Here is a 23,046-nt window from a genome sequence, read left to right as displayed (position 1 = left end):
TAGGACAGAACCTGTGGCGTCTGGTGCGACTAGCGATCAACCATGAGCAGTGAATCTGACCCTTCCGACAGCCGAATAGACAGGTTAGAACGTGAAGTCGAGCAGCTCAAAGCAGAAAATGAGCAGCTCCGCCAGTACCAGGGCGAGCAGTTGCTTGGAAAGAGCACCCGCCGCACGGTACTCGGTGCGCTCGGAGGCGGCGCCCTCCTCAGCGCAGCAAGCGGTACCGCATCCGCGGCCGAGTGGGCCGACGCCGACAGCGACGGACTGCTGGAGACCGGTAAAGACGGTATCGACATCCCCCGGGTCAACTACGTCCGCTACGTGGGCGACGACGGGTTCCAGACCATCAAGGCCGCACTCAATGACCTGCCGTCAATCGGTACCCCGTACGGCAGTAGCCTTCCGGCTGGAAAGGTCGTAATCCAGGCGGACTTCACGCCCGGCGACAGTTATCCCGTCACCGTTAACGGGAACGTCACGATAGAGGGCCACGGACAGAAGGCCACAATCCTGGAACCGCCGTCCGGTACGCGCGCCTTCGTTATCGACCCGCCCGGCGGCAGTGACAACCTGACCAGGGTCTGCATGCGAGACTTCTCGGTGTGGGGCGGCGCCGGCATCGCCGAACTTAGGGGTGGCGTCAATCATATGTTCGAGAACCTCCAGTGCGTCAAGACCGACAACAAAGAAGGGAGAGCGTTCAAATACGACAGGGATTCCACCAACGACGACTACCAGTCGTTCTCAGCAACCTTCAAGCACTGCACAGCCCACGACGCCGGCCTCATCAAGACCGTCGACAACGGCGGGGGGAATAACTCGCTCCGGCTGTTCGGGTGCGACGCGACGTACTTCGCTAAACCCGCGATTGACGTCAGCTCCGGCGACACAGACATCACGCTGATGGGCTGCACGCTCCAGTACCCGATAGAAGGCTGCTACTACGGGATCCGCGCCCGCGACGTCCAGTCGCTCAAGATGTACGGCGGCTATGCAGAATTCGAGGAGGACAGTAATGTCACCCCCGACGACCAGTGGCTCCTCAACACGAAATCCGGCGGCACGCACGCCACTCTCGACGGCGTCTACGTCAACAACGCGACGGGGGTCGTCCGCCCGATGGACTCCAACGACCGCATCTCCCTCAGAAACATCGAATATGTCGGTGTCAAGAGCGCGCTCGCCAACGTCGTGGACGCGCAAACGGTGTTCATTGAGGACGAGACCTGTCACCCGGTCCCCGGCGGGTCCTCGGTGCCCCTCGCCAAAGGCACGACGTCGGTTGTCAAGGTCAACGACTCCTCGGCGTACTGAATTGCAGTCAGGTCCGTTCCCCGCTCGGAGTTTTTCACCCTCATCGTCCACCGCGAACACACGTCCGAGTGCGACTTACTGCAGTACAAGCGACCCGTCTGACCGACGAAACGAACGGCAGAGCCGCCCGTCGTCGCCCGTGTCTCACAACGCCGCCGTCGCCACAGGACCTCGCACGAGTCGATGGAGAGACCGCTGGCGATGTCTCTCACGCGGACCGACGCGGAAGACGAACGAGACGCGGAGGGTGTCGAACGGGACAGCAAGACAGCGGGGCGCTCTCTGGTTACGGGAGTTCGTCGACGTAGGCGTTCCAGACCGCGTCCGGTTCCTCGCACGCGATCTCGGAGATTGTTCGGCACCCGTCATACCCCCAGATGAACACGCTGTCGACGTCAGCGTCGACGGCAGTTCGAGTGGCCCGTCGAACGTCGTCCGCCGCGTTCGCAGGGAGATCGAATCCCTGTATCCAAATCTGGCTTTCGAGATCGTTCGTCGCAGCGAGGTTGTTGACTTTCGTTGCGAAGGACCCCACGAACTCTTTAGGTTTATCCGTACTCCCGAAAGCGTCGTGCCAGTACGGGTCAGTTGCGAGGATGTCGAGATGATTGCTCGCGGCTAACCGCGACCAGTCACGCAATCCATAATCGGTCGTCTCGACCGGCATCAGACACACTGCGTTAGCGGCACCTGCGTCGGCCGCGACTGCCATGACCTCCTCGAGGAAGTCGACCAGCGACTCCTCGCGGAATCGAGACACCTCCTCGGTTTCGGTCGCGGGCATTGGCTCGTCGTACTGGTCCCGGTAGCACTTGCGACAATGGTCGCACCGACAACACCACGTGTCCTCGGGTGCACCCTTGTCGTCCCACGCCGGGACGTGCCAGTTCGGCTCGTCCCAGAACACCACGTCGACGCCGAGCGCTGCCGCGTCGCGGGTCCACTCGCGCATGTACTCCCGAAAATCCGGATGGTTGAAGCACGCCGCGGGCGCCCGTTCACCCGTGTTCCGGACCTGTCTCGTATCAGGCTGTCGGGCGACGAACGCGGAGTAGGCTTCTCCACCGAAAACACCGCCGACGCCCCACGGATTAACGTAGGTGCGGAATCCGCGGTCGGCGCTGGCCGCAACGATTTCGCGCACGGACTTGCGGTTGTACTCGCGGTCGCGTTCGCTGAACGTGTGGAGGATGGCGTCGAGTCCTGCTTCCCGGAATCGGTCGAGGTCGCGAACGGCGTGTGCCGGGTCACCGACACCGAAGTAGCTGGTACCTGTCTCTGGCCTCCCAGTCATGTTTCGTTCAATGAGTCGGAGTCGGTCTGCATCAAAGTACCGGTAAATAGTGGCCTGTATCAGAAGAACTGCTCGTTGCGCATTGTGCTGAAGTCGTCGGGGTAAATTATATAATTCCCGCTCTGCAACCACGAACGCATGAATGTGCAAAGACAGTCTCTTGTAATGCAGGCGGAGGTGGCGCGATGAAGTTCGGCGTCTTCCTCAACCAATACTATCATCCCGAGAGTGAGTTCGACGAATCTGACCTGATCGAACAGGCCGAACTGATGGAGGATGTTGGATTCGACACAGCCACACTGGGCGAACGCCACGTCCACGAAGAGGGGTTCGTGGATCCGGTAACCGGCCTTGCGGCCATCGCGTCGCAGACCGACGACCTCGATGTGGGGACAGCAGCCATGTTACCCGCGATTCACGACCCGCTGAGCCTCGCAGAGCAGGTTGCAATGATCGACCGCTTCGCGGGCGGGACGATGCATTTTGGAGCGGCACTCGGCTATCGGAATCGCGAACTCGGCGCGTTCGGTGTCGAGATGGACGAGCGGGTCGGGAAGTTCATCGAATCCATCGAGTTACTCAAAAACCTCTGGCGAGCAGACGAGCCAATCGATCATCACGGCGACTTTCACGACTACGACGACGTCTTCGTTCGGCCACAACCCGAGAGCAATCTTCCGGTCTGGATCGGCGGCCACGCGGACGTCGCTATCAAGCGCGCCGCGTACCGTGGTGACGGATGGATCGCATCTGCCTCCTCGACGAAAGAGGACCTCTCCGAGCAGATCGAGACGTACGAAGCGGCGCTCGACGAGTTCGGCATGGACCGCGAGAACAACGACGTCGTGCTCATGAGAGACTGCTTCGTCGGTGACTCCGCCGAGAAGGCCCGAGAGACTGTCCAGCCGTACCTCCTCAACCTCTACGAGTGGTATGCACGGTGGGGCCAGACATACATGGACGAGCACGAGGTGGAAGTTGACTGGGACGAACTCGCCGAAAAGTTCGTCATCGGGACGCCTGCTGAGTGCATCGAGCAGTTCCGCGAGTACGAGGAGATGGGCGTCGACCAGATACTCGTCCGTATCCAGTTCCCTGGTCAGCCCCAGGAGTCGGCGCTAACGTGTCTTGAACGTCTCGGTGAAGAGGTTCTCCCGGCGTTCTAACGATGACGGTTCGAATCGGCTACGTAGGCCTCGACCACCATCATCGGAATCCGTATCTGGAGAGCATCGACCAGTTGGACGATGCAGAAGTAGTGGCAGCGGTCGACCCGGACGGGAACATCCCTGCAGACGTCGGTGCAGAGTCACTCTCAGAAACACAGTGGTACTCGTCGATTGATGAGGCCTGCACATCCGAACAGCTCGATCTAGTCTGGCTCACGCTCTCGAATCGGGATACGCCCGCTGCCATCGAGAAAGCGGTTGATCGCGGAGTCGACGTCTTTAGCGAGAAACCCGCTGCCCGAACAGCAGCAGAACTCGAACCGGTTGCCGACCGAATCCGCAGCCGTGATGATGTAACCGTCGGGTTCTCGTATACTTGGCGGGGGCATCCGATATCGCAGGAGCTCCGCGAGCGCGCTGCAGACGGCTTCTTCGGGGATGTACGCGTGTTCGACCTGCGGTTCGTTGCCTCGAAGCTCGAGGCGAGAGCGACTGGTCACTATCTCTTCGACCGTGAGAAGAGCCGTGGCGGTATCGTCCAGTGGTTAGGCGTCCATTGGATCGACCTCCTGCCATGGATACTCGACGACCCGGTCGTTCGAGTACATGCATCGCTTTCGTACGACACTGACGCCGTCGACGTCGAGGACGGTGCGGTGGTTCAGTTCGAGCTCCGATCAGGGGCGGTCGGCACACTCACTGCCGGGTATTTCCTGCGGGACGGACGGTACGACACGAAGCTTCGCGTCTACGGTGACGAGGGACGGTGTTCATGGGACCCGATGGGAACGACCTTCGGATTCGACGGCGAGACCACGCTCGAACTCGATGCCGACTGCTGGGAGAGCACGCCACACCGGACTGTCACTCACGAGTACGATTCCACGCCCGGTTACGGTGGGTCGTGGGGACTGTCGTTCTTCAAGCAGTTCCTTGCCGCCCGACGTGGTGACGCGGCGGTACCTGCCGACGTGGACGACGCGCTCCGTGTCCTCCGGGTACTCGACGCGGTGTACGAGTCTGCGTCGTCCGGCGAATGGGTCGAAGTTCAGTAGTACGGAGAGTAGTCGTCGAGGAACGCCTCACCGTTTAGGCGGACCTCGTCGAGTGAGTTCGAATCCGGCGTAACGGTCGTATTTTGTTTCAGTGCTGCTTCGATAGCGAGTGCAAGCCGTGAGGCGTCGACGAGGGTGTCCGTGTCGTCACGCTCTCGGTGCGCGGTGTCGAGGAAAGCATCGATATACTGTTCATACATCTTTTTGAGAGCCGCCTCGGTGCCGGGGATTTCGACCGCACGTGTCTGGTCTGCCACGTCGAGGACACCGAACGTGCCGTCTTTATGGGGTCCGTCGAAGCGCACGACGGTGTTTAGCCCGTCGTCGAACGTCACTCGAACCGAGGTGCCGAGATCGGTCATCGGTTCGACCTGAGACCAGTCGGCGTTCGCGATACGGCGGACAGTATCTGCGAGGTGGACACGATAGTAGTAATAGTCGTTGTACCCCGCGGCGAATAGTGTCCGTTCGGACGCGGACCGCGGAAGGGCCGCAATTTCGGGGTGGAACGGTACGGCCGACCCACCGAACAGCGGTGCGTTCTCGGCGGCCTGTTCGAATCCATCGATGGTGTCCAGAGTTCCGCCAAGCGGCTTGTCCACGAGTGTCGGGACGCCCGCATCGAGAAACGGCCGAGCCAGGGGAAGGTGGGTTTCCCAGTTTGCAGTGAGCACCATCGCGACGTCGACAGACTCGGCCATCATGGCGGGGTTGTCGTAGCGAGTCGCTTCGTAGGTTTCGCAGAACTCGGTAACGTACTCGTCGGAGCGAACGTCACCGCCGTCCCAGACCGCTGAAACGGTGGCCCCGTCCCGGCGCTGGAGAATCTTTGCGAAAGACTCAGGATGGCTCGTGTCGAGCCCAAGTATTCCGATAGTTAACATCTCTTCTCCCACAAGTCAGAGTGACGGACACTTAAATCCACCCCACCTGAAGGTCTCCCCAAGTATTGTACTTCTATCACCGCGGCTACTAACACGGATGAAGCAGAAAACGGAGTACTCCACGCTCTGTAATCCTGACGGACAGTGATGAACGCCGTCTCTTGAGGTGCCCGCGAGCGGACGGCGGTCCGACGAGTGCAACCCGCATCCGGTTCTCCTCACGGAGGAAGACACGGCAGACTACTGGATGGAAAATCAATGGTCGAAGTTGGTTTTTGAAACGCGGTAGGGAAACGTATTTTGACCAGGGGGTACCACTCCGTGACATGAAGATATTCGTCTTGACCGACCTGGAAGGCATCGCCGGGCTGGACTCGTTTCGATATACCCGTACCGCTGACCCAGAGCACAAGGCCGACGCTATGGAACAACTCGCTCGTGAGACGAACGCCGCAGTTGCTGGCATCCAAGAAACGTCCCCTGACGCTGAGGTCACCGTGTGGGACGGTCACGGCTCTGGCGGACTACGGGGCGAAGACGTGACCGACGACGCCACGTTCACAGACAACGGACGACCCTACTTCGAACTTGACGGGTACGACGCGATGTTGTTCGTCGGTCAGCACGCGATGGCAGGGACCGTCGACGCGCCGTTGCGCCACACGTACTCGTCCCGCAACGTAGCGTACTACAAGCTGAACGGGTCCTACGTCGGCGAGTTCGCTTGCCGAGCGCTGGTAGCCGGTCATCAAGACGTTCCGACAGTGTTCATTTCGGGGGACGACAAAGCTTGTAAGGAAGCGGAGATGTTTATTCCCGACATAGAAACGGTCGCCACGAAACAGGGTAAAGGCGAAGAAGCAGCGGACCACCTCGACAGTGACGTCGCCTGCGAGCGTATCCGAGAAGGAGCGGCCCGAGCGGTTACTCGGTTAGACGAGTTCGAACCGTATACACGGTACCACCCTCCCTACGAACTCGAGATTCGTCACCTTGACCCGCTACCTCCGAAAGGGGACGGTTGGTGGCGGGAGAACGCCGTCACTCGCGTAGACAAACATACGATTCGCATCGAAGGTGATGTAGACCTCACTAACCCGCCAAAGGAGTTCTACTACGCTCTCTGAATCCCGGCAAATTCGAATCCTCGTCTAGGTCGATTCGACGACCACGCAGCGAGGAAGGTGAATACCAAATCTGGAGGGTGACCGCCAGTGGCGTTACTTGTCGTTCTCCTGTGAAAGCACCGCCAAGAGTGGAAGCCTATCGTTCGGTGACCTCGTTCCGGAGAGTGCCGACGCCCTCGAATTCGACTTCGATGATGTCGCCTGGCCGCAGGTCGTCAGGACCGAACGGGGTTCCGGTTGCAATGAGGTCACCGGGTTCGAGCGTGATGAGCTCAGATACGTCTGCAACGAGTTCCGGCACGGAGAAGATCATGTGTTCGCGGGTCGTCTCCTGTTCAACTTCACCGTTGCGTCTGAGGACGAGACGAGCATCGTCCGGGACTTCGTCGGGAGTTGCGACGACGGGCCCTGCAGGCAACGAGCCGTCGAATGCCTTCCCACGTACCCAGTTACGTTCTTGTTGCTGGTCGTCGCGGTTGCTGATATCGTTAACGCAAGTAAACCCCTCGACATACTCCATCGCTTCATCCTTGGAAACGCCACGACACTGATCGGCGATGACGATCGCGAATTCAGCCTCGAATTCAACCGTCTCACGCCCCGGTGGGAGTTCGATAGCGTCTCCGTGTCCGACTACGCAGTTGGGCGTCTTCACAAATAGTTCAGGGCGCTCTGGACGGTCCTCGAAGCCCGACTCTTCACGGTGATCGATGTATCCACCAGCTTGACAGATTACTTTCGTCGGGTCAGTCGGCGGTAGCACATCGACTGCCGCCGGGTCGTAGGTCTTTCCGCCGGCTACGAATCCGTCGTTAGTTCGTTTACCTCGTCGAACGATTCCCGTCGCATCGCGAAACTGCACCTTGTGCATGAACAACTGCTCCTTCGCAGGCCACGTTAACGTTCTTTCGGTTCCCACAATCCAGAGTGTTGGTTACGCGTCCGCGTCCGTGAAACAGCGTACAAGCGATGAACGGTCTACCATGACAGTTCACTCGAATTAGCAGGGTCGTTTTTACGACGTCAGGGAGGGTCTCCAACACGAGTTCGGTTCGCGTTCTGAGTGTGAGGTTTCTTCACCGGGGTTGCGGCTCCCCGTCTGGCGTTCGAGGCATCCTGCAACTCACTTGTATCGCGGAGGCTATCGCTTCATCACCGGTGACGACAGAGCCCGACCGCGATTTGTTTGGCTATGCGAAACAATAGGTGGTGGGCCGACTCACAACAGAGAGAATCGGTGTCCGGTCGGCCTATCGGACGACGAACTAAATTCGTTTTCTGGCCTCACAGTCATCAAACCCCCGTGTTCGGATAAACAAGCAGTCCTCCTGGCTACCACTGATTGTGATTTAGCCTATTCCGACCCGCAGGAAGTTCACACGGTGTTTGGCACTCCCAAACAATGGTGTTACAGAATTAGGACTGTAACGGACTTGCTACTCCACTGTATTGTCCGCTCTTATCGATCATCTAAACGTTAGAGGATGGGAGAGCGGTTTAGCATAGCGAAACAGAGGGTGGTTTTGTCAACACTTCACTAAGGAAGAAGATGATATTCCTGGTTTGGTATAAGTTAACATGGTGGCCTATCGGAGCAATCCACTCGGACTGACGGTCTCCCTCTTGTGGGCGGGAAGTTGTATATTCCATTTTAGGCCGGGAAACTTGGTGGCCAAACAGGAGAAATTCGCGCCCGTGAGAAGCCATCAAAGTTCACGCATCCGGTACAATTAAGGCGCCGGATTCGGTGTTTCTTGATAGGATGTTCGAACAACTGAACCGGCCGAATCTACAAGGCCTGCTCCCAGAACCACTCCAGCGCGTGTGGGTCCTCGGAGTCGTCGTCCTGAATATCATCCTTGTCGGGATTGCCATCTACCTAGAGACCAACGGTCTCAATTCGGAGGCCGGAATCACGATGACGATCGCCCTCTTTACCATCCTGTACACTGCGGTCGTGTACGCAGTGGTCTGGTGGATGAAACAGGTCTGACTACTCAATCACTCGACCGGCGCACCGGTACTGGGCAGTCAGCAGCCATTACCACGGTGACGAAGTACCACGAGGTCGATGGATCGAGAGTTGATGCTCCTGACTACGCTACGAAGTTTAGTCTCTCGGCCAAGGATGTAGGTGCTAGTACAGAGCTGAGCAGTGTAGGGATTCGTGAGGTGGAAAGAGCGGAGAAGCGGTTTCGGTACGTAGGGCAGGGGTGGAAGAAGGTGGTTCGCTAGCCTCTCACTCAATCTGCGAATCGTTCCGCGTAGGTCTCTTCATCGTCAGTGTCTTCGAGCGAGGCACTGTCCCAGTACTCGTGATCGTCCTGGACCCGGAAGCAGGCCGCTTCATGCCCGTGGTCGCCTTCGACTTCAGTGGTCTCTGGCAGCGTCTTGGTGCAGGCCTCTCGTGCGACAGGACAGCGGGTGTGGAACCGGCAGCCACTCGGCGGGTTAATCGGGTCCGGGATGTCGATTTTCCGCATTGGAAGTTCCCCGTCTGACGAGGTGACGCCGAGGTCCGGCGAGGACCAACGCAACGCCTTAGTATAGGGGTGCTGTGGATTGTTGAGGATCTGCTCAGGTGGCCCAATCTCGACCAGTTTACCGAGGTACATGATTCCGATACGTCCGTCAGCCTTGCTCGTGATATACCGGGCGTTAGAAAGGTCATGGGAAATGAACAGAATCGAGGTGTTGAACTGATTCTGCAGTTCGATCATCAGATCCATCATCTCCACTCGGAGTGAAACGTCTAACGCACTCACCGACTCGTCGGCCAAGATGAGGTCGGGGTTCATCATGAGTGCCCGGATGAGCGCGATCCGTTGTTTCTCGCCGCCGCTTAGCTGATGGGGGTACCGGCTTGCATAGTCGGTCGGCGGCGTCATCCCGACAGCCTCGAGCATATTGAGGATGCGCGTCGTTCGGTCTTCCTTACTTAGGTCTTTGTAGTGGTGTTTGAGTGGCTCAGCGAGATTGTTCCGCACTTTCCGGTAGGGATTCAGTGCACTCCCTGGGTCCTGGTGGATAATCTGAAGAGCGCGGCGGATGTCGTCGTACGGGATGTCGACGGAACCTTCGCCGTCTTTGGCCTTCCAGATGTCCTGGCCTCGGAACTGAACCGAGCCGCTTGTGGGCCGTTGCATCCCAATAGCGGTCTTTCCGAGCGTAGTCTTCCCGCAGCCGGATTCGCCGACAAGCGCGAGGATATCGTTTTCTGGCACGTCAATGCTCACTCCATCGACAGCGTGGACGGTGTCGGGGTCGGAGAACATCCCTAGTAGTCCAGAGTTCTCCTCGAAGTGAACTTCGACCTCGTCCATGGAGATGACCGTGTCGTCGCTGCTGGAGCTCATTGTTCTCCCTCCATCTCGGCATGTGCCTGGGTGCTCAACGGAATCTCCTCTAGGGAGCGCTCCCACTTATGACAGGCCGCCTGTTGGTCATCTCCGACCTCGTAGAAGTCAGGGTCCTCTGCTACGCATTCTTTGTCACCGATTGGGCACCGAGGGTGGTAAGAACATCCCGACAAATTATCGACTGGATCTGGACTAGAGCCTTCGATCGGGTCCATGTCCTTAACAGGGGTGTTGAGATTTGGAGTCGCGTTCAGTAGCGCACGGGTGTACGGGTGAGCTGCGTCCCTGATTAGCGTGTCACACTCGCCGACCTCGACGAATTCGAAAGCGTACATTACTGCGAGCCGGTCACACAGCTCAGCAACTAAGGGAAGGTCATGAGTGATGAAGACCAGCGTGAGGTCGTACTTGTCACGGATTTTCTCGAGCATTTTCAGAATCGAACGTTGCATGAGCAAGTCGAGTGACGCTGTCGGCTCGTCCATCACGAGTACCTCCGGTTCGAGTACCAAACTTAGCGCGATGAGTGCTCGCTGTCGCATTCCGCCGGACAGCTCGTGGGCATAAACGTCGAGGACGCGATCGGGATCGAGGTAGAGATCCGATAGGATCTCTCGAGCGCGTTCCATGCCTTTTTCGACGTCGAACTTGTGGGCTTGTAGCGTCTCCTCGAAGTGAGTCCGGATCTTCGTCGTCGGATTGAACGAACTCATCGCGCCTTGGAACACCATCGAAATCTCCTCCCAACGAAGCTCACGCAGCCTTCGTTTCGGGAGGTCCAAGACGTCGATTGGTTCGTCGTCTGGTGGATAATAGGTGACTTCACCAGTGAGGATTCCTGGCTCGACGACTGCGTCAAGGAGCGACGACGCAAACATCGACTTGCCGGACCCTGACTCGCCGACGATGCCCAGAATCTCCCCACGCTGGATATCTAGGCTCACGCTATCAAGAACTCGAGACTCGCCGCGGTCCATGTCGAACTGTACCGTCACGTCTCTAACTTCCAGCACCGTGTCTGTCTGTTCTTGCTGTGCCGACATTGTGTGTTGTATCGTCATGGTTAGTGGGTTTCCGAAGTGACCTCTTCACTCTTGTCTTCAACTGTCTTTGCATGGCGAGCCCTGATACGGGGGTTGAAGATCCGGTCGGTGCCTTGGCCGAGCATGATTAGGCCGTACGACAACGTCACGATGGCAACCATCGGGACACCGAACCAGTAGTACAACGAGGGCGCAATCAGGCCACCGTTGTTGTAGGCGTTCTGGAGCTGGACGCCCCAGTTCGCCGCCGAACCTCCGGTTCGCGGTAAGAACCCGAGGAAGTACAGGGCAACCGACGCGAAGATGATTCTCCGTGCGGATTGGACGAAGTGTACCATCACGTACGGCATGATGTTTGGCGTGACGTCCTTCAGGACGATGGTGGATGTCGGAAGCCCTATGGTCCGTGAACTCTCGATATACGGTTTCTCTCGGAGGGAGAGGACTTGCGATCGGATCGTTCTCGAAAGTCCCGCCCAAGCCGTTAGCGAGAGCACTAACCCGATGACAACCGGGTCTTCCGGTTGGATCGTCGCGGCCAAGATGATGATGAGTGGCAGGCTCGGGATGGTCATCACGATGTCGACGAGGTACATCGAGGCCCGATCGAATATCCCGCCCTTGTAGCCGCTAACCGTGCCTATGAGCATTGCCACGCCGGTTGAGAACAGCGCACCGCTGATTATCATTTTCAGCATCGGCGGTGTAGCGTGGACCGTCTGTCGGAGTAACCCCCGTCCCTGATTGTCCGTACCCAGGGGATAAGTCATGTCCACCAGCGGTGGAAGGTGCTTCTCGCCGCCATGGTACACTGGGGGATCGAGGACCACGACGCCGAGTGTTCCAAGCAAAGCGTAGAATCCGATGATTACCAAGCCGATTCGAGCCCGGTAGTCGCTCCAAAGAACCCGGAAGGGCGCGAATGCATACTCATCGGCGATTTGGCGGTATCTTTCCTTTCGAGATGGCTGGACGCTCGATACGGTTTCGAAGTCAAATGATTCGGTCTCGTCAGTACGACTCACGGTGGTCACCTCGTTCAACTCGCGGATCGATTTTGCCGTAGGTCAGGTCAGCAACGTAGATTCCCAGAATGACCAATGTGGTTGTTAAGAGAAAACTCCCCATCAAGAGGGGGTAGTCACGCGTCTGGAAGGCGCGGTTCATATACCAACCCATTCCAGGATATGTAAAGATAGTTTCGAGAATGATAGATCCGCCGACGATAGTCGCGATTCGGATCATCAAGCTGGTGTACAGCGGAAGTAGTGCGTTCCGGCCCACGTATCGGAGGACGATGAGTTTCTCCGGAAGCCCGCGGAGGCGAGCAACTCGGAGGTAGTCCTCTCCGAGAATGCGGATACTGTTACCTCGCATCGAGAGTGCTGTTCCGCCGAATCCGGCGATGATTAACGCGGTCAAGGGCAGGGCAGCGTGGTAGAGAATCGATGTGAGGAATGGAACCGTGATTCCCGGGTCGATCGTCTGAGAGACCCGCCCTTGGGTCGGGAACCATTCGAGATAGTACCCGAACACCGCTAGGAGCACGATTGCGACAACGTAGAACGGAATCGACGTCAGGAGGATCGACAGTGACGAACTGCCGAAGTCGAACCGGCTCCCCTCGAAGTAGGCCATTGCGGCCCCAAGGACGATCGCGAACGAAAAGGTCACAGCCAGTGAGACGACTGAGAGGAAGATGGTCCATGGGAGCGCATCGCCGAGAATATCTATCACTGGCCGTCCGTACCAAATCGATTTTCCAAAGTCTCCCTGAAGTATATGCATCATGTATTCCAGATACTGGACGTGGAGTGGGTCGGCCGGATTGATATTTGTGTACGTCTGTATCTGGTTTTGGATGGCCGTGAGACTTTTCGAGGATTGTTGTTGAAGCATCTGTGCTTGCATGTACGCAATCGGTCCGCCTGGCATAAGACGGATGATCGCGAATGCAACGGTGATTGCCCCGAAAATGGTGACAAACATCTGCAATGTGCGATTTATGAACCACTTATTCATTGCGCAGCGTTTGGTTTTTCAGCAGGAGGGTTATACTTTTTGGTGATATATATTACTACAAATATACACATGAATAGAACTTCAGAAGTTAACTGCTCTCGCTAATCGATGACTGTTAACCACTTACTCAGGAGTTTGCGTCGCCTTCGTCGTATACTCGTACTCATTTGCAGTAACTTTGAGTTTATATCCGCCTATTTGGCTGGCCGTCCGCCCCATCTCAATTGATTCCACTTGGAATTGTTTCGACTTGTCCGACTGAATCGTCCCGAGTTCCGTCTCGACCGGATTGAGGGTCTGTCCTTTTCTGATGAACGTAACCGTCACCGTCGGGTTGATTGGATTGCTGGCCACGTTCTTTACCGTTCCAACGAGAGCGACAGCTTCTGTGGTTTCCCCGTCGTTCTTTCGTTTCATCTGAACGTTAGAGACCTCTACTGACTTCTTCGACCCGCCGCTGAGACATCCGGAAAGCCCGACCAGTCCGACCGATGTACCTGCGGTGATGAACGCTCGACGTTGCATGGTCGTTGTGTGCGTAAGAGGACTTATAAATCTAACTCAGATTTTGGCCTCATTAGTTCTTCTACGGAGCTTAGCATGTAGAATAAAAGGGTCACCCGTTGACTACTACTAATATGGGGGGAGTCCATAGAAATTGCTAACAGGTTGCACATCTCAATCGGCCCTCTTTGGGTAATAATACCCGGAGAAAAAGTGCAATAATGTATTTTGAGCTATTTTTAACTATTAATATTTCTTTTCCTGAGCTAATTTATTCAAATAGTTATAAGTTGTAGTAGACGATTTTCGGGGACGTAACATGGCAAGCGACCGTAACAGCAGGTGGAGCAACCAGTCCATCTCGCGACGCCGATGGTTGCAGATGGCTGGTGCAACTGGAGCTAGCAGCGTATTGGCCGGGTGTTCTGGAGGATCCGATCAGACAACGACAACTTCGTCTTCGACGACTTCGGACGACGGAGAAGAACCCTCTGAAGAGACAGATACAGCCACAGAGTCGAAAGGTGAAATAGTTGACAGCACGTTCTCGTCACGCATCCGTGGTGGTGTCCTTCCGAACGAACTCCAGTGGAATCACTACAACAATCAGAACCGTGCGTGGGTAACGAACACCATCTTCTGGGACCGACTCGCGATGAAACGGCGCGACGGCGATTACGAGCCGGGGCTCGCAGAAAGCTGGGAAGTCACCGAAAACAAGGTGACAATCAACGTCCACCCGGATGCAACCTGGCATGATGGAAAAGACGTTACGGCAGAAGACGTCGCGCTCAAGTTCAAACTCGAAAAGCATACTGACGGGTCTTCGTCGAGCTTCTACAGCAAGGTAAACACCACCGGCAAGAAAACGGTGGAACTGACCCTGCCAGAACCGATGAACAAGGACCTATTGAAGACGGTCCTTCTCAACGTCAGGATCGACACCCATCCAAAGCAATACAAACAGTACCTCAAGCGGTTCGAGGAGGCCTCCAACAAGGAGGAGAAGGAGAAGGTAAAGCAAGACCTCAGTAGCAAGAAAATCACCAGCCCTATCGGAAACGGGCCGGTGAAATTCGACGGAGCAACTGTCTCAAAGGTTAACGGGTCGAAACACGACGAATATCACTTCGCTGAGCACGTGACAGTTCCGGGATTCGAGTTCTGGGGTCAAGAAGGTGGCCAGCCCTGGTCGAAGATGCGGAACGATCAGGTCGACGGCGTAGTCGGTTCAGCAGACCCGAAAGTCGCGAAGCAGTTCCCGGACCATATTCGACACGATAAGATTCCATCTGTCGGTGGGTACGGGTTCCTCTTCAACTTCGACGACTACGACCTTAAGCGGTACCGCGTTCGACAGGCCCTCTGCTGGATGCACGACATCCAACGGACACAGTCGGGGTCGTCTAACCCATCGCAATTGTTCACTCCGCCACCGGTCGGCCACAACTTCTTGGACTGGTGTTCTGACAAAGTCAAGAACAACATCAACCAATACAACGAAAAGGTCGACAAAGAAAAGGCAACGCAACTGCTCAAGAAAGAGGGCTACACAAAGAAGAGCGGTAAGTGGTACCGTCCGAACGGCGAGCGATTCAAAATAGTGCTCGATAACACCGGTGACCCGGTGTACCAGACGCCTTTCAAACACCAGCTCGAGGAGTTCGGCATCGCAGCCGAAATCGACACCAAAGAGTCCTCCGTCTGGGCGGAGGACTTCTTCAACGGTGACTTCCAGGTGTTCGTCAGCTGGTGGGGCGCCTCTTCAGGACCGGCCCACCCCTGGTATCAGATGCAGTGGGAGTGGGACCCTGGAATCGATCAGTACGTCGAACCCATGGGTAAGGACGTGGAGAACTTCGAAGTCCCCATGCCCGTCGGCGACCCCAACGGGAGCATAGAGGAGATTAACATCCTGAAGGAATTCAATAAACTGGGTTCGGCTGTCACCGAGGACGAGTTCCAGGAGCGACTTGACCTGCTCTCGTGGGCGTGGAACCAGACTGGATGCATCCCGCAAGCCTGGACCGGTACGCACAACCACTGGGCAGACACGAAAGACTGGAATTGGCCGTCGAGACAGGAGGTCCTGCGCGGGCCTAAGTATCCGTGGCGGACCGGCTGGCGGACTGGTAGCGTGACGCCCAAGCGCAAGTAGAATCACCAGTAATCCGGGGATCAGCCCCAGTTTTGACGGGCTTCGTTCTCGTAGCTACGGTTTGCCGGCCTTTGACGCGCTTTCAACCGGCACAGCGTAATCGTCACCAACCAACGACGAGAGAACTGGGGTGAGAAAGCGGCTCTCAATCTAGATTGGATACCGAGTCCTGCGAAAGGCTCTCTTTCCCGGCCGCGATGTCCCAAATTCTGTGCCCTGGACGGTTCCGGTAGTTCGAAGACCGCCACACGATTCGCGCCCAGTTGCGGTTTTCCGATGATTTAAGCCTCAGAGTGTCGGCGAACAAGGTCCGTCTGTGACCTACTCCGTGGAGTCTGGGGTAAACGACCACTCTGATGCGGGGGTGAATCGTTCCGGGTCGACCGTGACGTCGTAGCCGAACGGCGCATCGACCACTGAGCCGATGTCGATACGACTGTCTTCGACGGTGAGAGTCGTCAGTTCACTCTCCCGTCGGTGGTACAGGTCACCGTGTCCTGCCAGCAGGCGGTCGCGGTAGTCATCGGGCAACATCTTCAGGCCCGTAAAGTAGTGATGGCCGTTACGCTCGACATGGTCGACGCCGAGTTGAGCGACGACTGCGAGGTCCTGAAGCAGCGACACGGGACCGACCGTCGTAAGATCCTCAGCACTGAGGATATACTCCCCGTCCGGATCACGCTCTCGGGACGCCGCCAGCAGACACGCGTTGATGACGCCGCGGAAGACCCCCTTACAGTTCTTGTGACTGGTACCGGCGTATCCACACTCCAGAGCGCGGCCGAGACTGTCGACACGGGCGTCGGACTCGTCGATGATGACCGACGGACCGTCCTCCCAGTCAGTGAACGCCGATTCCGTCTCCGTCGTGAAGGCCTCGTGGCGCGCTAGCGGTTGCTCGACGTAGCGGATGTGGTTGAGCAGTGAATCGACACCTTCGGCAGCCTCGAAGCGCCGCCACTGGGCTTTAAACGCCGACGCGTCCCCGTACTGTTCGTTAGCATCGAGAGTCACCAGGTACTCCTCGCACCGCTCCTCGAAGAACTCCGCGAGCCGTCGAAGCCGGTCAACGTCGGCGTCTCCGTCACCGCTGAGCTTCACCTTAAAGTGGGTCAGCTCCTGAGCTTCGACGTACTCGGCCAGCGTTTGTGGTAGTTCGTCGTCAAGTGTCTCGCCCGGGCCGACGTCGGCGTCGGTGAGTGGATCGGTGAATCCCACGGTATGGCGGAGTGACAGCGACCGACACGGGGCATCCGGGAGGAATTCTGCGGGTGTCCGGTTCGACAGTGAGGGATAAATCGTCCCCAAGTCTATCCCGAAGTCGCCGGCACGTAGCGCCTCGCCGAAGGTCGTCCCTGCGTGGGTACAGTACGCATCGATCAATCCACGTTCGATCATACTGGGACCGAATCCCCATAATAGCGCAGGATGGGGGGACTTTTCGCCCCACTCCCGTGTCCGTTCGTAGCAGTCGTACCAGCAATCGAAGACAGTTTCGGCTGGGTTTGCGGTTTCTGCGAATGCGGACGCCTGCTCGACGACTGCGAGCATATCGTCGAGGCCATCTGTGAACGTCAGGTCTGGGTCTTTGACGAACCACAGCGGGGAGAGCCCCTCGGCGGCAAGCCCCTGCTCTCGGGTCCCGTCGATGTCCACTTCGACTTCGAGAAAAAGGTGTGGGAGCGCGGTCAGTTCGGTGTCGCCGAAGTGAAACGGCATCCGTAATTCCATGTCTAACATGTAGCCGCGAGTGTCCGTAACCGAGATCATATCTTGGAGTATGGGGACGCGCGATAAATAGGTTCAGGGAAGCCAGTAAAAGCCAAGTCCAGAGCGGGTCAAGTTCAACGTCAGGGAACGTCAACATCGACGGGTCTGCCTCGCTCGGCAGACTCGAAGGCCGCGATGCAGACTGCGGCCTCTCGGAGTCCATCGCGGCCAGTTACGAGTGGATTCCGTCCTTCGCGAACCGCGTCGGCGAAATCTGCAATCAGCTTCCTATTCGGTTCCTCTCCCCAGTAAATCGAGTTGATTCCGGTCAGTTCACCTGCGTCACTGGTCTCAGTGAACGTGTAGTCGAAGCAGTCCAGACTGATCTCACCGTCAGTACCGATGAGGTTCAACGTCGCATCTCCCCAATAGTCCCAAGACTCTGGCCGGTCCCACGAGCCATCGAGAGTAAAGGGAGTACCGTCATCGAGTGTCATCGAGAGGATGTTGATGTCTTCGACAACCAAGTCCGACTCCATCGTCTCCAGTTCGGCATGGACGGTCGCGACCTCGCGACCGGTGATCCTTCGCACGAGGTTCACGATGTGAACGGTATGATCCATAACAGCGCCACCACCAGCGTGTTCCGGATTCGCCGACCAGCCGGTGACGTGACGGTTTCGGAGCCGTGCTCGGTTCTTCCCGGTCGCGATTGTGAGTTCGCCGATTTCCCCGTTCTCAAACGCCTGTTTCGCCTTCTTGGCCGGTTCTGTAAACGGAAGAGGCATACACATCCCCAGCGAGACGCCAGCATCGTCACAGCGGTCGACGAGCCGTCTCGCCTCGGATACCTCGGTCGCCAGAGGTTTCTCACAGAGGACGTCCACGCCCGCATCTGCGGCGGCGTCGATCCATCGGCCGTGGGTCGTGTTCGTCGAACAGACGACTACGCCATCGACCGTGTCAAGGAGTGCGTCCGGTTTCATGAAGGAGACGTCGTGGCGCTCTGCGGCCTCCCGACCGCGCGTTTCATCGTCGTCGGCGACACCGACGAACTCGACACCGTCGAGAGCAGCGAGCGCTGTCGCAAATCCACCTGCATGGACGTGGGCAGTCGACAGGATGCCGAGCGGTGTCGTCATCGACCGTCACCTCCGCGACCGGGTGTTACCGAACCCGACTTCTCAGTGTCGTCGATGGCGACGGGAGAACCCGTCTTGGCGGATTCGAGCGCAGCCGTCGCGATTCGCACTGCTGCTACGGCGTCGTCGATCGTTACCTTCGGGTCGGCCTCGCCTGTGATACAGTCCCGGAAGTGCTCGAGTTGACGGTAGTAGGGGTCTTTTGCGAGCGGGATGTCGATCGGATCGCGGTCGGGCCCCCCGTCACTTCCGAGGCTTCTGACGTCGATAGAGTTCGAGTCTGTGCTATCGAACTCGATCAGTCCATCGGTGCCCGCGAATTCGAACCGCGTAACGAACGGAACCTCGGTGCTAGCCGGCCACCGGAGGTCAACGTGGCCGACCGTCCCGTTGGCGAAACGAAGCGTCGTCAGCGAATACTCGTTGCCGTCCCAGGTCGACCGGTTGGCGTACACCCGTTCGACATCGCCACAGACCCACCGCAGAAAATCGAAGTCGTGAACGCCGAGGTCCATGAGCACACCACCGCTTCGATTTCGGTCACCGAACCAGTCACTCAGACCGACAACCGGCGACTGGCGGAACGTCCGCACCTTCCCGACGTCACCGATCACACCCTCTGCGATGCGACTCCGCGCCTTGTCGTACTCGGGGAAGAACCGGACCACGTGCCCCGGAAGGAATGGGACGTCTGCAGACTTGACGACGTCGGCGGTCGCTTCGGCGTCGGCGACGGTCCGTTCAAGGGGCTTCTCACAGCGAACGGCCAGTCCCCGGTCGACCGCGGATGCCACCAGGTTCCGGTGGGTGTCCGTCGGCGTGCAGAGGTCGACTGCATCTAGTTCTGCCTTGTCAAACATTGTCTCCACGTCCCCGTATGCATCCGCGTCGGGAGCGTACCGTTCGACGAACTCGGTCGGTGGTGAACGGGAGGCGACCGCAGTCACTTCACAGCCGGGGAGTGATTCGTATCGGACAGCGTTGACCGTAGCCATGAAGCCACGCCCAACGAGACCAATTTGCTGCATTGGTCGAACAGGTGTGGCCCGGGTGGATAAATATTGGGCCCAGCCACTGCGGCGAGATAATCCACGCTCAGTGGAACAGAACAACCGGTACGCTCGGAGTTACGCTACGAAATGTGCTTCGTGTCTCGTAGTTGCAGTCGCTAGGGAGGAATACGGTAACTATCTCGCACACCTTGACAACCTATTTGCCTCCCTAAATCAAACTGTAACCGAGAGTCAAACAACGATGACTGAAAAGAACGAGAACGACCCCCAGTGCCAGAAAGATAGTGCTGAGTTCTCCCGTCGCGAGTTCATCGGTTGGTCTGCGGCGCTTGGTCTCGGCGCGCGGAGCGGAGGACGGTACTCGCCCTTGAGACGCCCGAACACTGGATCGGAGACCGACAACGTGCAACCGTCTGCAACTGCTCAGGCCGACGACCTAACGCAAGCAGAGACATTCACAGTTGACGACCTTCATATCGAATCCTACCCCGTCGTCGACGTGCGGGCCTGGGGAGCGACAGGCGACGGCGAGACAGACGACGCGGCGGCAATCCAAGCAGCCGTAGAGAACATCGACGATAACGGGGTTCTCTACTTCGGTCCCGGAACGTACCGGCTGGGTCACACCGTCACTGTGGACGTCGATTCAGTGCATCGTGTCGTTGGCGAGAACGCGTACATCGTACTCGACGACGACCGAGTTGCGTTCGAGATTGTCGGTGATTCGACGGACGGGTCCGCACCCCCAAATGCCCGCGGACAGAACCTCTATCGTACGCAGGTTCAACCAATCGTGACCGGGTTACAGTTCTACTCGGACCGAGGTATCAGGGAACCGTACGTGGGTACGGCGTTGCAAATCAAGAACGTGTTCGGACTGCAGGTGGTGGCCTGTGGGTTCCACAACCTCGACACCGGCATCGAGTTCGTCGATACGAGCAGGAACGTCCTCGTCCGGAACAACCACTTCCACGACAATCAGCACTACGGGATTCACTGGAACGGCTGTAACCTCCACCAAACAGTTGTGGCTGACAACTTCATGGGCTACTCGAAGATTCTCCTGTTCGCCGACGCAGCCGAACTGTACAACGTCCACATCGCGAACAACGACCTAGAAGGGGGAATCGCCGAGAAAGACGGCATCCGGAACATTCTGCTCGCCGACGTGACCGAGGGCGGAACTGTCGCCTCCTGGAAGATCGTAGGGAACACGATCGAAGATCACCACGGCGCGACCGACGCACTGGTCCGATTCCGAAATGGCCGGATGCCACAATCGGGTGGCGAACTCGCCGCAGTGCGGTTTGTGGATGTCGTCGACAACACGATCGGCAACAGTGGCGCAATCGGGGTTGCCCTCGAGAACGTCAGCGGGTTCCGCATCGACGACAACGCCTTCTATCGCTCGACGGACGCCGCGATCGTCGCACGCCAACACCTCGAGGACGTCTCCATTTCCGACAATCGAATCACCGGGTACTACCTCGATACGGTGTACGGGAAAGGAGTTGAAATCACCTCCACCCAGATTCGTGGGCTGACGGTTGCCGACAACGTCTTCGGCCAGCTTTCGGGCCGACCGCTCTCGATTCGCAACCCTGTCGGCCCGCTGCCGTTTTGGGTATCCGACCTCGCCTGGGAGAACATCCAAATCACCGACAACCTCGTCCGACTGAAGACCCCCTACGAGCTGAATCTCGACTGGCTGGACGACTATCGACTGTCAGGCTACGCCATCGACGTCGTGAACAGAACAGGGTCGGTCAGCGGACTCAGGGTCAGCGGAAACCAGCTTCGGATGCGCGAGTACGCCGAACATGGTCTCCGAATTTCGGCCGCGTTCACGGAGGGTACTGTCGTCTCCGAGAACGTAGTCACCGGGGATGTGCCGGGTGACGCATACAATCTACCGGACGGTCAGGGGGTCGTGATTGCTACCAACGTGCCCTCACGGCACAAATCGTCGTGAACGAACGACCAAAGCGAACGTGGTTTATCACGGTTGTATACTCTCGCAACGACAGAATCGGTACTGGAGTCTGCCACCATTAACGGCCTCAGTCACGGGGGTCGACGCAGGCTCGACGAGCCGAGTGACGCGCTGTGCCGCGGCCGAGACGGCATCGGCCGTCGATTCGGTTCCAAGTACCGCCTTCCCGAACTCCGACGTAATCTCGTTCTATGCAGTCCGTATATTCCCGAGCGGGTATTCGGTTCCCCCTCTGTTGCGAACGGGAGACTGCCGACACCTATTTCCCTACGCGGTACTGTCCGAGAATAAGAACAATGCCGATGGACCACGAGACGAGTTGGGAACGCTCGAAGGAACTCGCAGAGCTGGCGGAGTCTAGTCCCGAAGAGGTCGACGTCGGGGCGGTTGTCGCCTGTTTAGCGACCGAGGACGAAGCAGTTCGCCATAACGCGGCGCAAGCGTTCTCGACACTCGTCGAGGCGCGCCCAGAATGCATCGGGGTGGCTACGGACCACCTCGCTGACCGCTTGCGATTTGACGAAGGAGCGGTGAAAAACGGGGCAGCGATGACGGTAGCCCAACTGGCCGACCGTCACCCCGAAGCGCTAGTCGAAACGGTGCCAGCCCTCATCGAGATTATCGAGCGCGATTTCGACTACGCACGGAATCCAGCGTTAATGGCTCTCTCGGCCGTCGGAGAGAGCCATCCAGAAGCACTCGAGCCAGCCGTGCCGGCTGTCCAAGAGTACGTCCTTGGCGAGTACGGCGTCGCAACCCGCGAGCGGGCTACCCGCGTCCTCGTAGCGGTGGCCGGAACCGCGCCTGAGGCAGTCGATGAACTCGCCAACCAACTGATTACACTGGTGTGGGAGTACGGGCAGCGGACCAGTGGCACGGGAAACTCGGCCACGGGCATCCATGAGGAACCCGCCGTCCAGGCGGAGAATGCCGAACTATCGGCAGCTTTCCGTCACCAGGCTGTTCGCGCAATAGCGACGGCCGCCGAGGAGCGGCCGTCGATCGCTGCGTCGCTGGTGACCGAACTCGTGGACCTCGTCGACGATCGCGATCCGATGGTCCGCGCGGCCGCTCTAGATGCGCTCGTCCAAGTCGCGGAGGTGACTCCCGATTCTCTCACAGACCACGTCCCGGCGTTCGTCGACGTAATCGAGGGATGTTGCGGAATCCAGGGAGCAGCCGATGCAGTTAGCACCCAGTCAGAGCCAGCCGAGGAGGCAGAAGCCGAGACGGATGTCACGGCTGAGTCGGGGGAG

General features: G+C 58.0%; 18 protein-coding genes and 1 pseudogene. 8 read left to right on the top strand and 11 right to left on the bottom strand.

The genetic code is table 11. The features are described from left to right. Positions 1 to 42: 42 nt before the first annotated feature. Positions 43 to 1,317 carry a bZIP transcription factor gene (locus E2484_RS23515; RefSeq protein ID WP_137287644.1) on the top strand — a complete coding sequence of 425 codons (1,275 nt, stop codon included), beginning with the start codon at positions 43 to 45 and terminating at the stop codon, positions 1,315 to 1,317. Between the two features lie 286 nt (positions 1,318 to 1,603). Here the strand turns inward: E2484_RS23515 and E2484_RS23510 are convergent, their stop codons facing one another. Beyond that, positions 1,604 to 2,611: a hypothetical protein gene (locus E2484_RS23510; RefSeq protein WP_137287643.1), complete on the bottom strand. Its 1,008-nt coding sequence runs from the start codon at positions 2,609 to 2,611 to the stop codon at positions 1,604 to 1,606. A 185-nt stretch (positions 2,612 to 2,796) separates the two neighbouring features. On the opposite strand from E2484_RS23510, the gene E2484_RS23505 reads away from it, so the two are divergent. Next, a complete protein-coding gene (locus E2484_RS23505; RefSeq protein ID WP_137287642.1) occupies positions 2,797 to 3,777 on the top strand; it encodes an LLM class flavin-dependent oxidoreductase in 981 nt (326 codons plus the stop codon). Between the two features lie 2 nt (positions 3,778 to 3,779). After that, entirely contained in the window at positions 3,780 to 4,835 is a 1,056-nt protein-coding gene (locus E2484_RS23500; RefSeq protein ID WP_137287641.1) for a Gfo/Idh/MocA family protein, read from the top strand. Here the strand turns inward: E2484_RS23500 and E2484_RS23495 are convergent. Beyond that, positions 4,829 to 5,731 (bottom strand): Gfo/Idh/MocA family protein, encoded by a 903-nt coding sequence (locus E2484_RS23495; protein WP_170977480.1) that lies wholly within the window; start codon positions 5,729 to 5,731, stop codon positions 4,829 to 4,831. The genes E2484_RS23500 and E2484_RS23495 overlap by 7 nt on opposite strands. 263 nt (positions 5,732 to 5,994) lie before the next feature. Between E2484_RS23495 and E2484_RS23490 the strand changes: the two genes are divergently transcribed. Continuing rightward, a complete protein-coding gene (locus E2484_RS23490) occupies positions 5,995 to 6,846 on the top strand; it encodes a M55 family metallopeptidase (protein ID WP_321113063.1) in 852 nt (283 codons plus the stop codon). A 136-nt stretch (positions 6,847 to 6,982) separates the two neighbouring features. On the opposite strand, the gene E2484_RS23485 is transcribed toward E2484_RS23490, so the two are convergent. After that, a complete protein-coding gene (locus E2484_RS23485) occupies positions 6,983 to 7,717 on the bottom strand; it encodes a fumarylacetoacetate hydrolase family protein (protein ID WP_137287639.1) in 735 nt (244 codons plus the stop codon). An 891-nt stretch (positions 7,718 to 8,608) separates the two neighbouring features. On the opposite strand from E2484_RS23485, the gene E2484_RS23480 reads away from it, so the two are divergent. Beyond that, positions 8,609 to 8,839, top strand: coding sequence for a hypothetical protein (locus tag E2484_RS23480; RefSeq protein WP_137287638.1), 231 nt, complete (start codon positions 8,609 to 8,611; stop codon positions 8,837 to 8,839). Between the two features lie 250 nt (positions 8,840 to 9,089). On the opposite strand, the gene E2484_RS23475 is transcribed toward E2484_RS23480, so the two are convergent. The 5 genes from E2484_RS23475 to E2484_RS23455 form a co-directional block, all read right to left on the bottom strand. Further along, positions 9,090 to 10,202: an ABC transporter ATP-binding protein gene (locus E2484_RS23475; protein ID WP_137287637.1), complete on the bottom strand. Its 1,113-nt coding sequence runs from the start codon at positions 10,200 to 10,202 to the stop codon at positions 9,090 to 9,092. Next, positions 10,199 to 11,266 carry an ABC transporter ATP-binding protein gene (locus tag E2484_RS23470; RefSeq protein ID WP_137287636.1) on the bottom strand — a complete coding sequence of 356 codons (1,068 nt, stop codon included), beginning with the start codon at positions 11,264 to 11,266 and terminating at the stop codon, positions 10,199 to 10,201. Before E2484_RS23470 ends, E2484_RS23475 begins: the two co-directional genes overlap by 4 nt. 2 nt (positions 11,267 to 11,268) lie before the next feature. Then, positions 11,269 to 12,273 (bottom strand): ABC transporter permease, encoded by a 1,005-nt coding sequence (locus E2484_RS23465; protein WP_137287635.1) that lies wholly within the window; start codon positions 12,271 to 12,273, stop codon positions 11,269 to 11,271. Beyond that, on the bottom strand, positions 12,260 to 13,237 hold the full coding sequence (locus E2484_RS23460; RefSeq protein ID WP_321113060.1) for an ABC transporter permease: 978 nt from the start codon (positions 13,235 to 13,237) through the stop codon (positions 12,260 to 12,262). Before E2484_RS23460 ends, E2484_RS23465 begins: the two co-directional genes overlap by 14 nt. Positions 13,238 to 13,393: 156 nt before the next feature. Further along, entirely contained in the window at positions 13,394 to 13,795 is a 402-nt protein-coding gene (locus E2484_RS23455; RefSeq protein WP_137287633.1) for a hypothetical protein, read from the bottom strand. 298 nt (positions 13,796 to 14,093) lie between these two features. Between E2484_RS23455 and E2484_RS23450 the strand changes: the two genes are divergently transcribed. Next, the gene (locus tag E2484_RS23450; RefSeq protein ID WP_137287632.1) at positions 14,094 to 15,932 is read left to right on the top strand and encodes an ABC transporter substrate-binding protein; all 1,839 of its coding nucleotides are present in this window, start codon (positions 14,094 to 14,096) and stop codon (positions 15,930 to 15,932) included. A gap of 321 nt (positions 15,933 to 16,253) precedes the next feature. On the opposite strand, the gene E2484_RS23445 is transcribed toward E2484_RS23450, so the two are convergent. The 3 genes from E2484_RS23445 to E2484_RS23435 all read right to left on the bottom strand — a co-directional run bounded on the left by E2484_RS23445 (position 16,254) and on the right by E2484_RS23435 (position 19,812). Beyond that, positions 16,254 to 17,702: an enolase-like domain-containing protein gene (locus tag E2484_RS23445; RefSeq protein ID WP_137287631.1), complete on the bottom strand. Its 1,449-nt coding sequence runs from the start codon at positions 17,700 to 17,702 to the stop codon at positions 16,254 to 16,256. Positions 17,703 to 17,782: 80 nt separating this feature from the next. Beyond that, positions 17,783 to 18,784: a Gfo/Idh/MocA family protein gene (locus tag E2484_RS23440; protein ID WP_137287630.1), complete on the bottom strand. Its 1,002-nt coding sequence runs from the start codon at positions 18,782 to 18,784 to the stop codon at positions 17,783 to 17,785. Further along, entirely contained in the window at positions 18,781 to 19,812 is a 1,032-nt protein-coding gene (locus tag E2484_RS23435; protein WP_137287629.1) for a Gfo/Idh/MocA family protein, read from the bottom strand. Before E2484_RS23435 ends, E2484_RS23440 begins: the two co-directional genes overlap by 4 nt. 388 nt (positions 19,813 to 20,200) lie before the next feature. Between E2484_RS23435 and E2484_RS23430 the strand changes: the two genes are divergently transcribed. Continuing rightward, positions 20,201 to 21,769, top strand: a complete 1,569-nt coding sequence (locus E2484_RS23430) for a glycosyl hydrolase family 28-related protein (RefSeq protein ID WP_170977479.1) — start codon at positions 20,201 to 20,203, stop codon at positions 21,767 to 21,769. A 323-nt stretch (positions 21,770 to 22,092) separates the two neighbouring features. Next, positions 22,093 to 23,046 (top strand): annotated as a pseudogene (locus E2484_RS23425) (hypothetical protein); the annotation flags it as partial.

Origin of the sequence: Halorussus salinisoli, from assembly GCA_005239435.1 — an archaeon.
GTDB classification, from domain to species: Archaea; Halobacteriota; Halobacteria; order Halobacteriales; family Haladaptataceae; genus Halorussus; species Halorussus salinisoli.
Note: the sequence above shows the minus strand (reverse complement) of the source record. Positions and strands in the feature narration are given on the sequence as shown.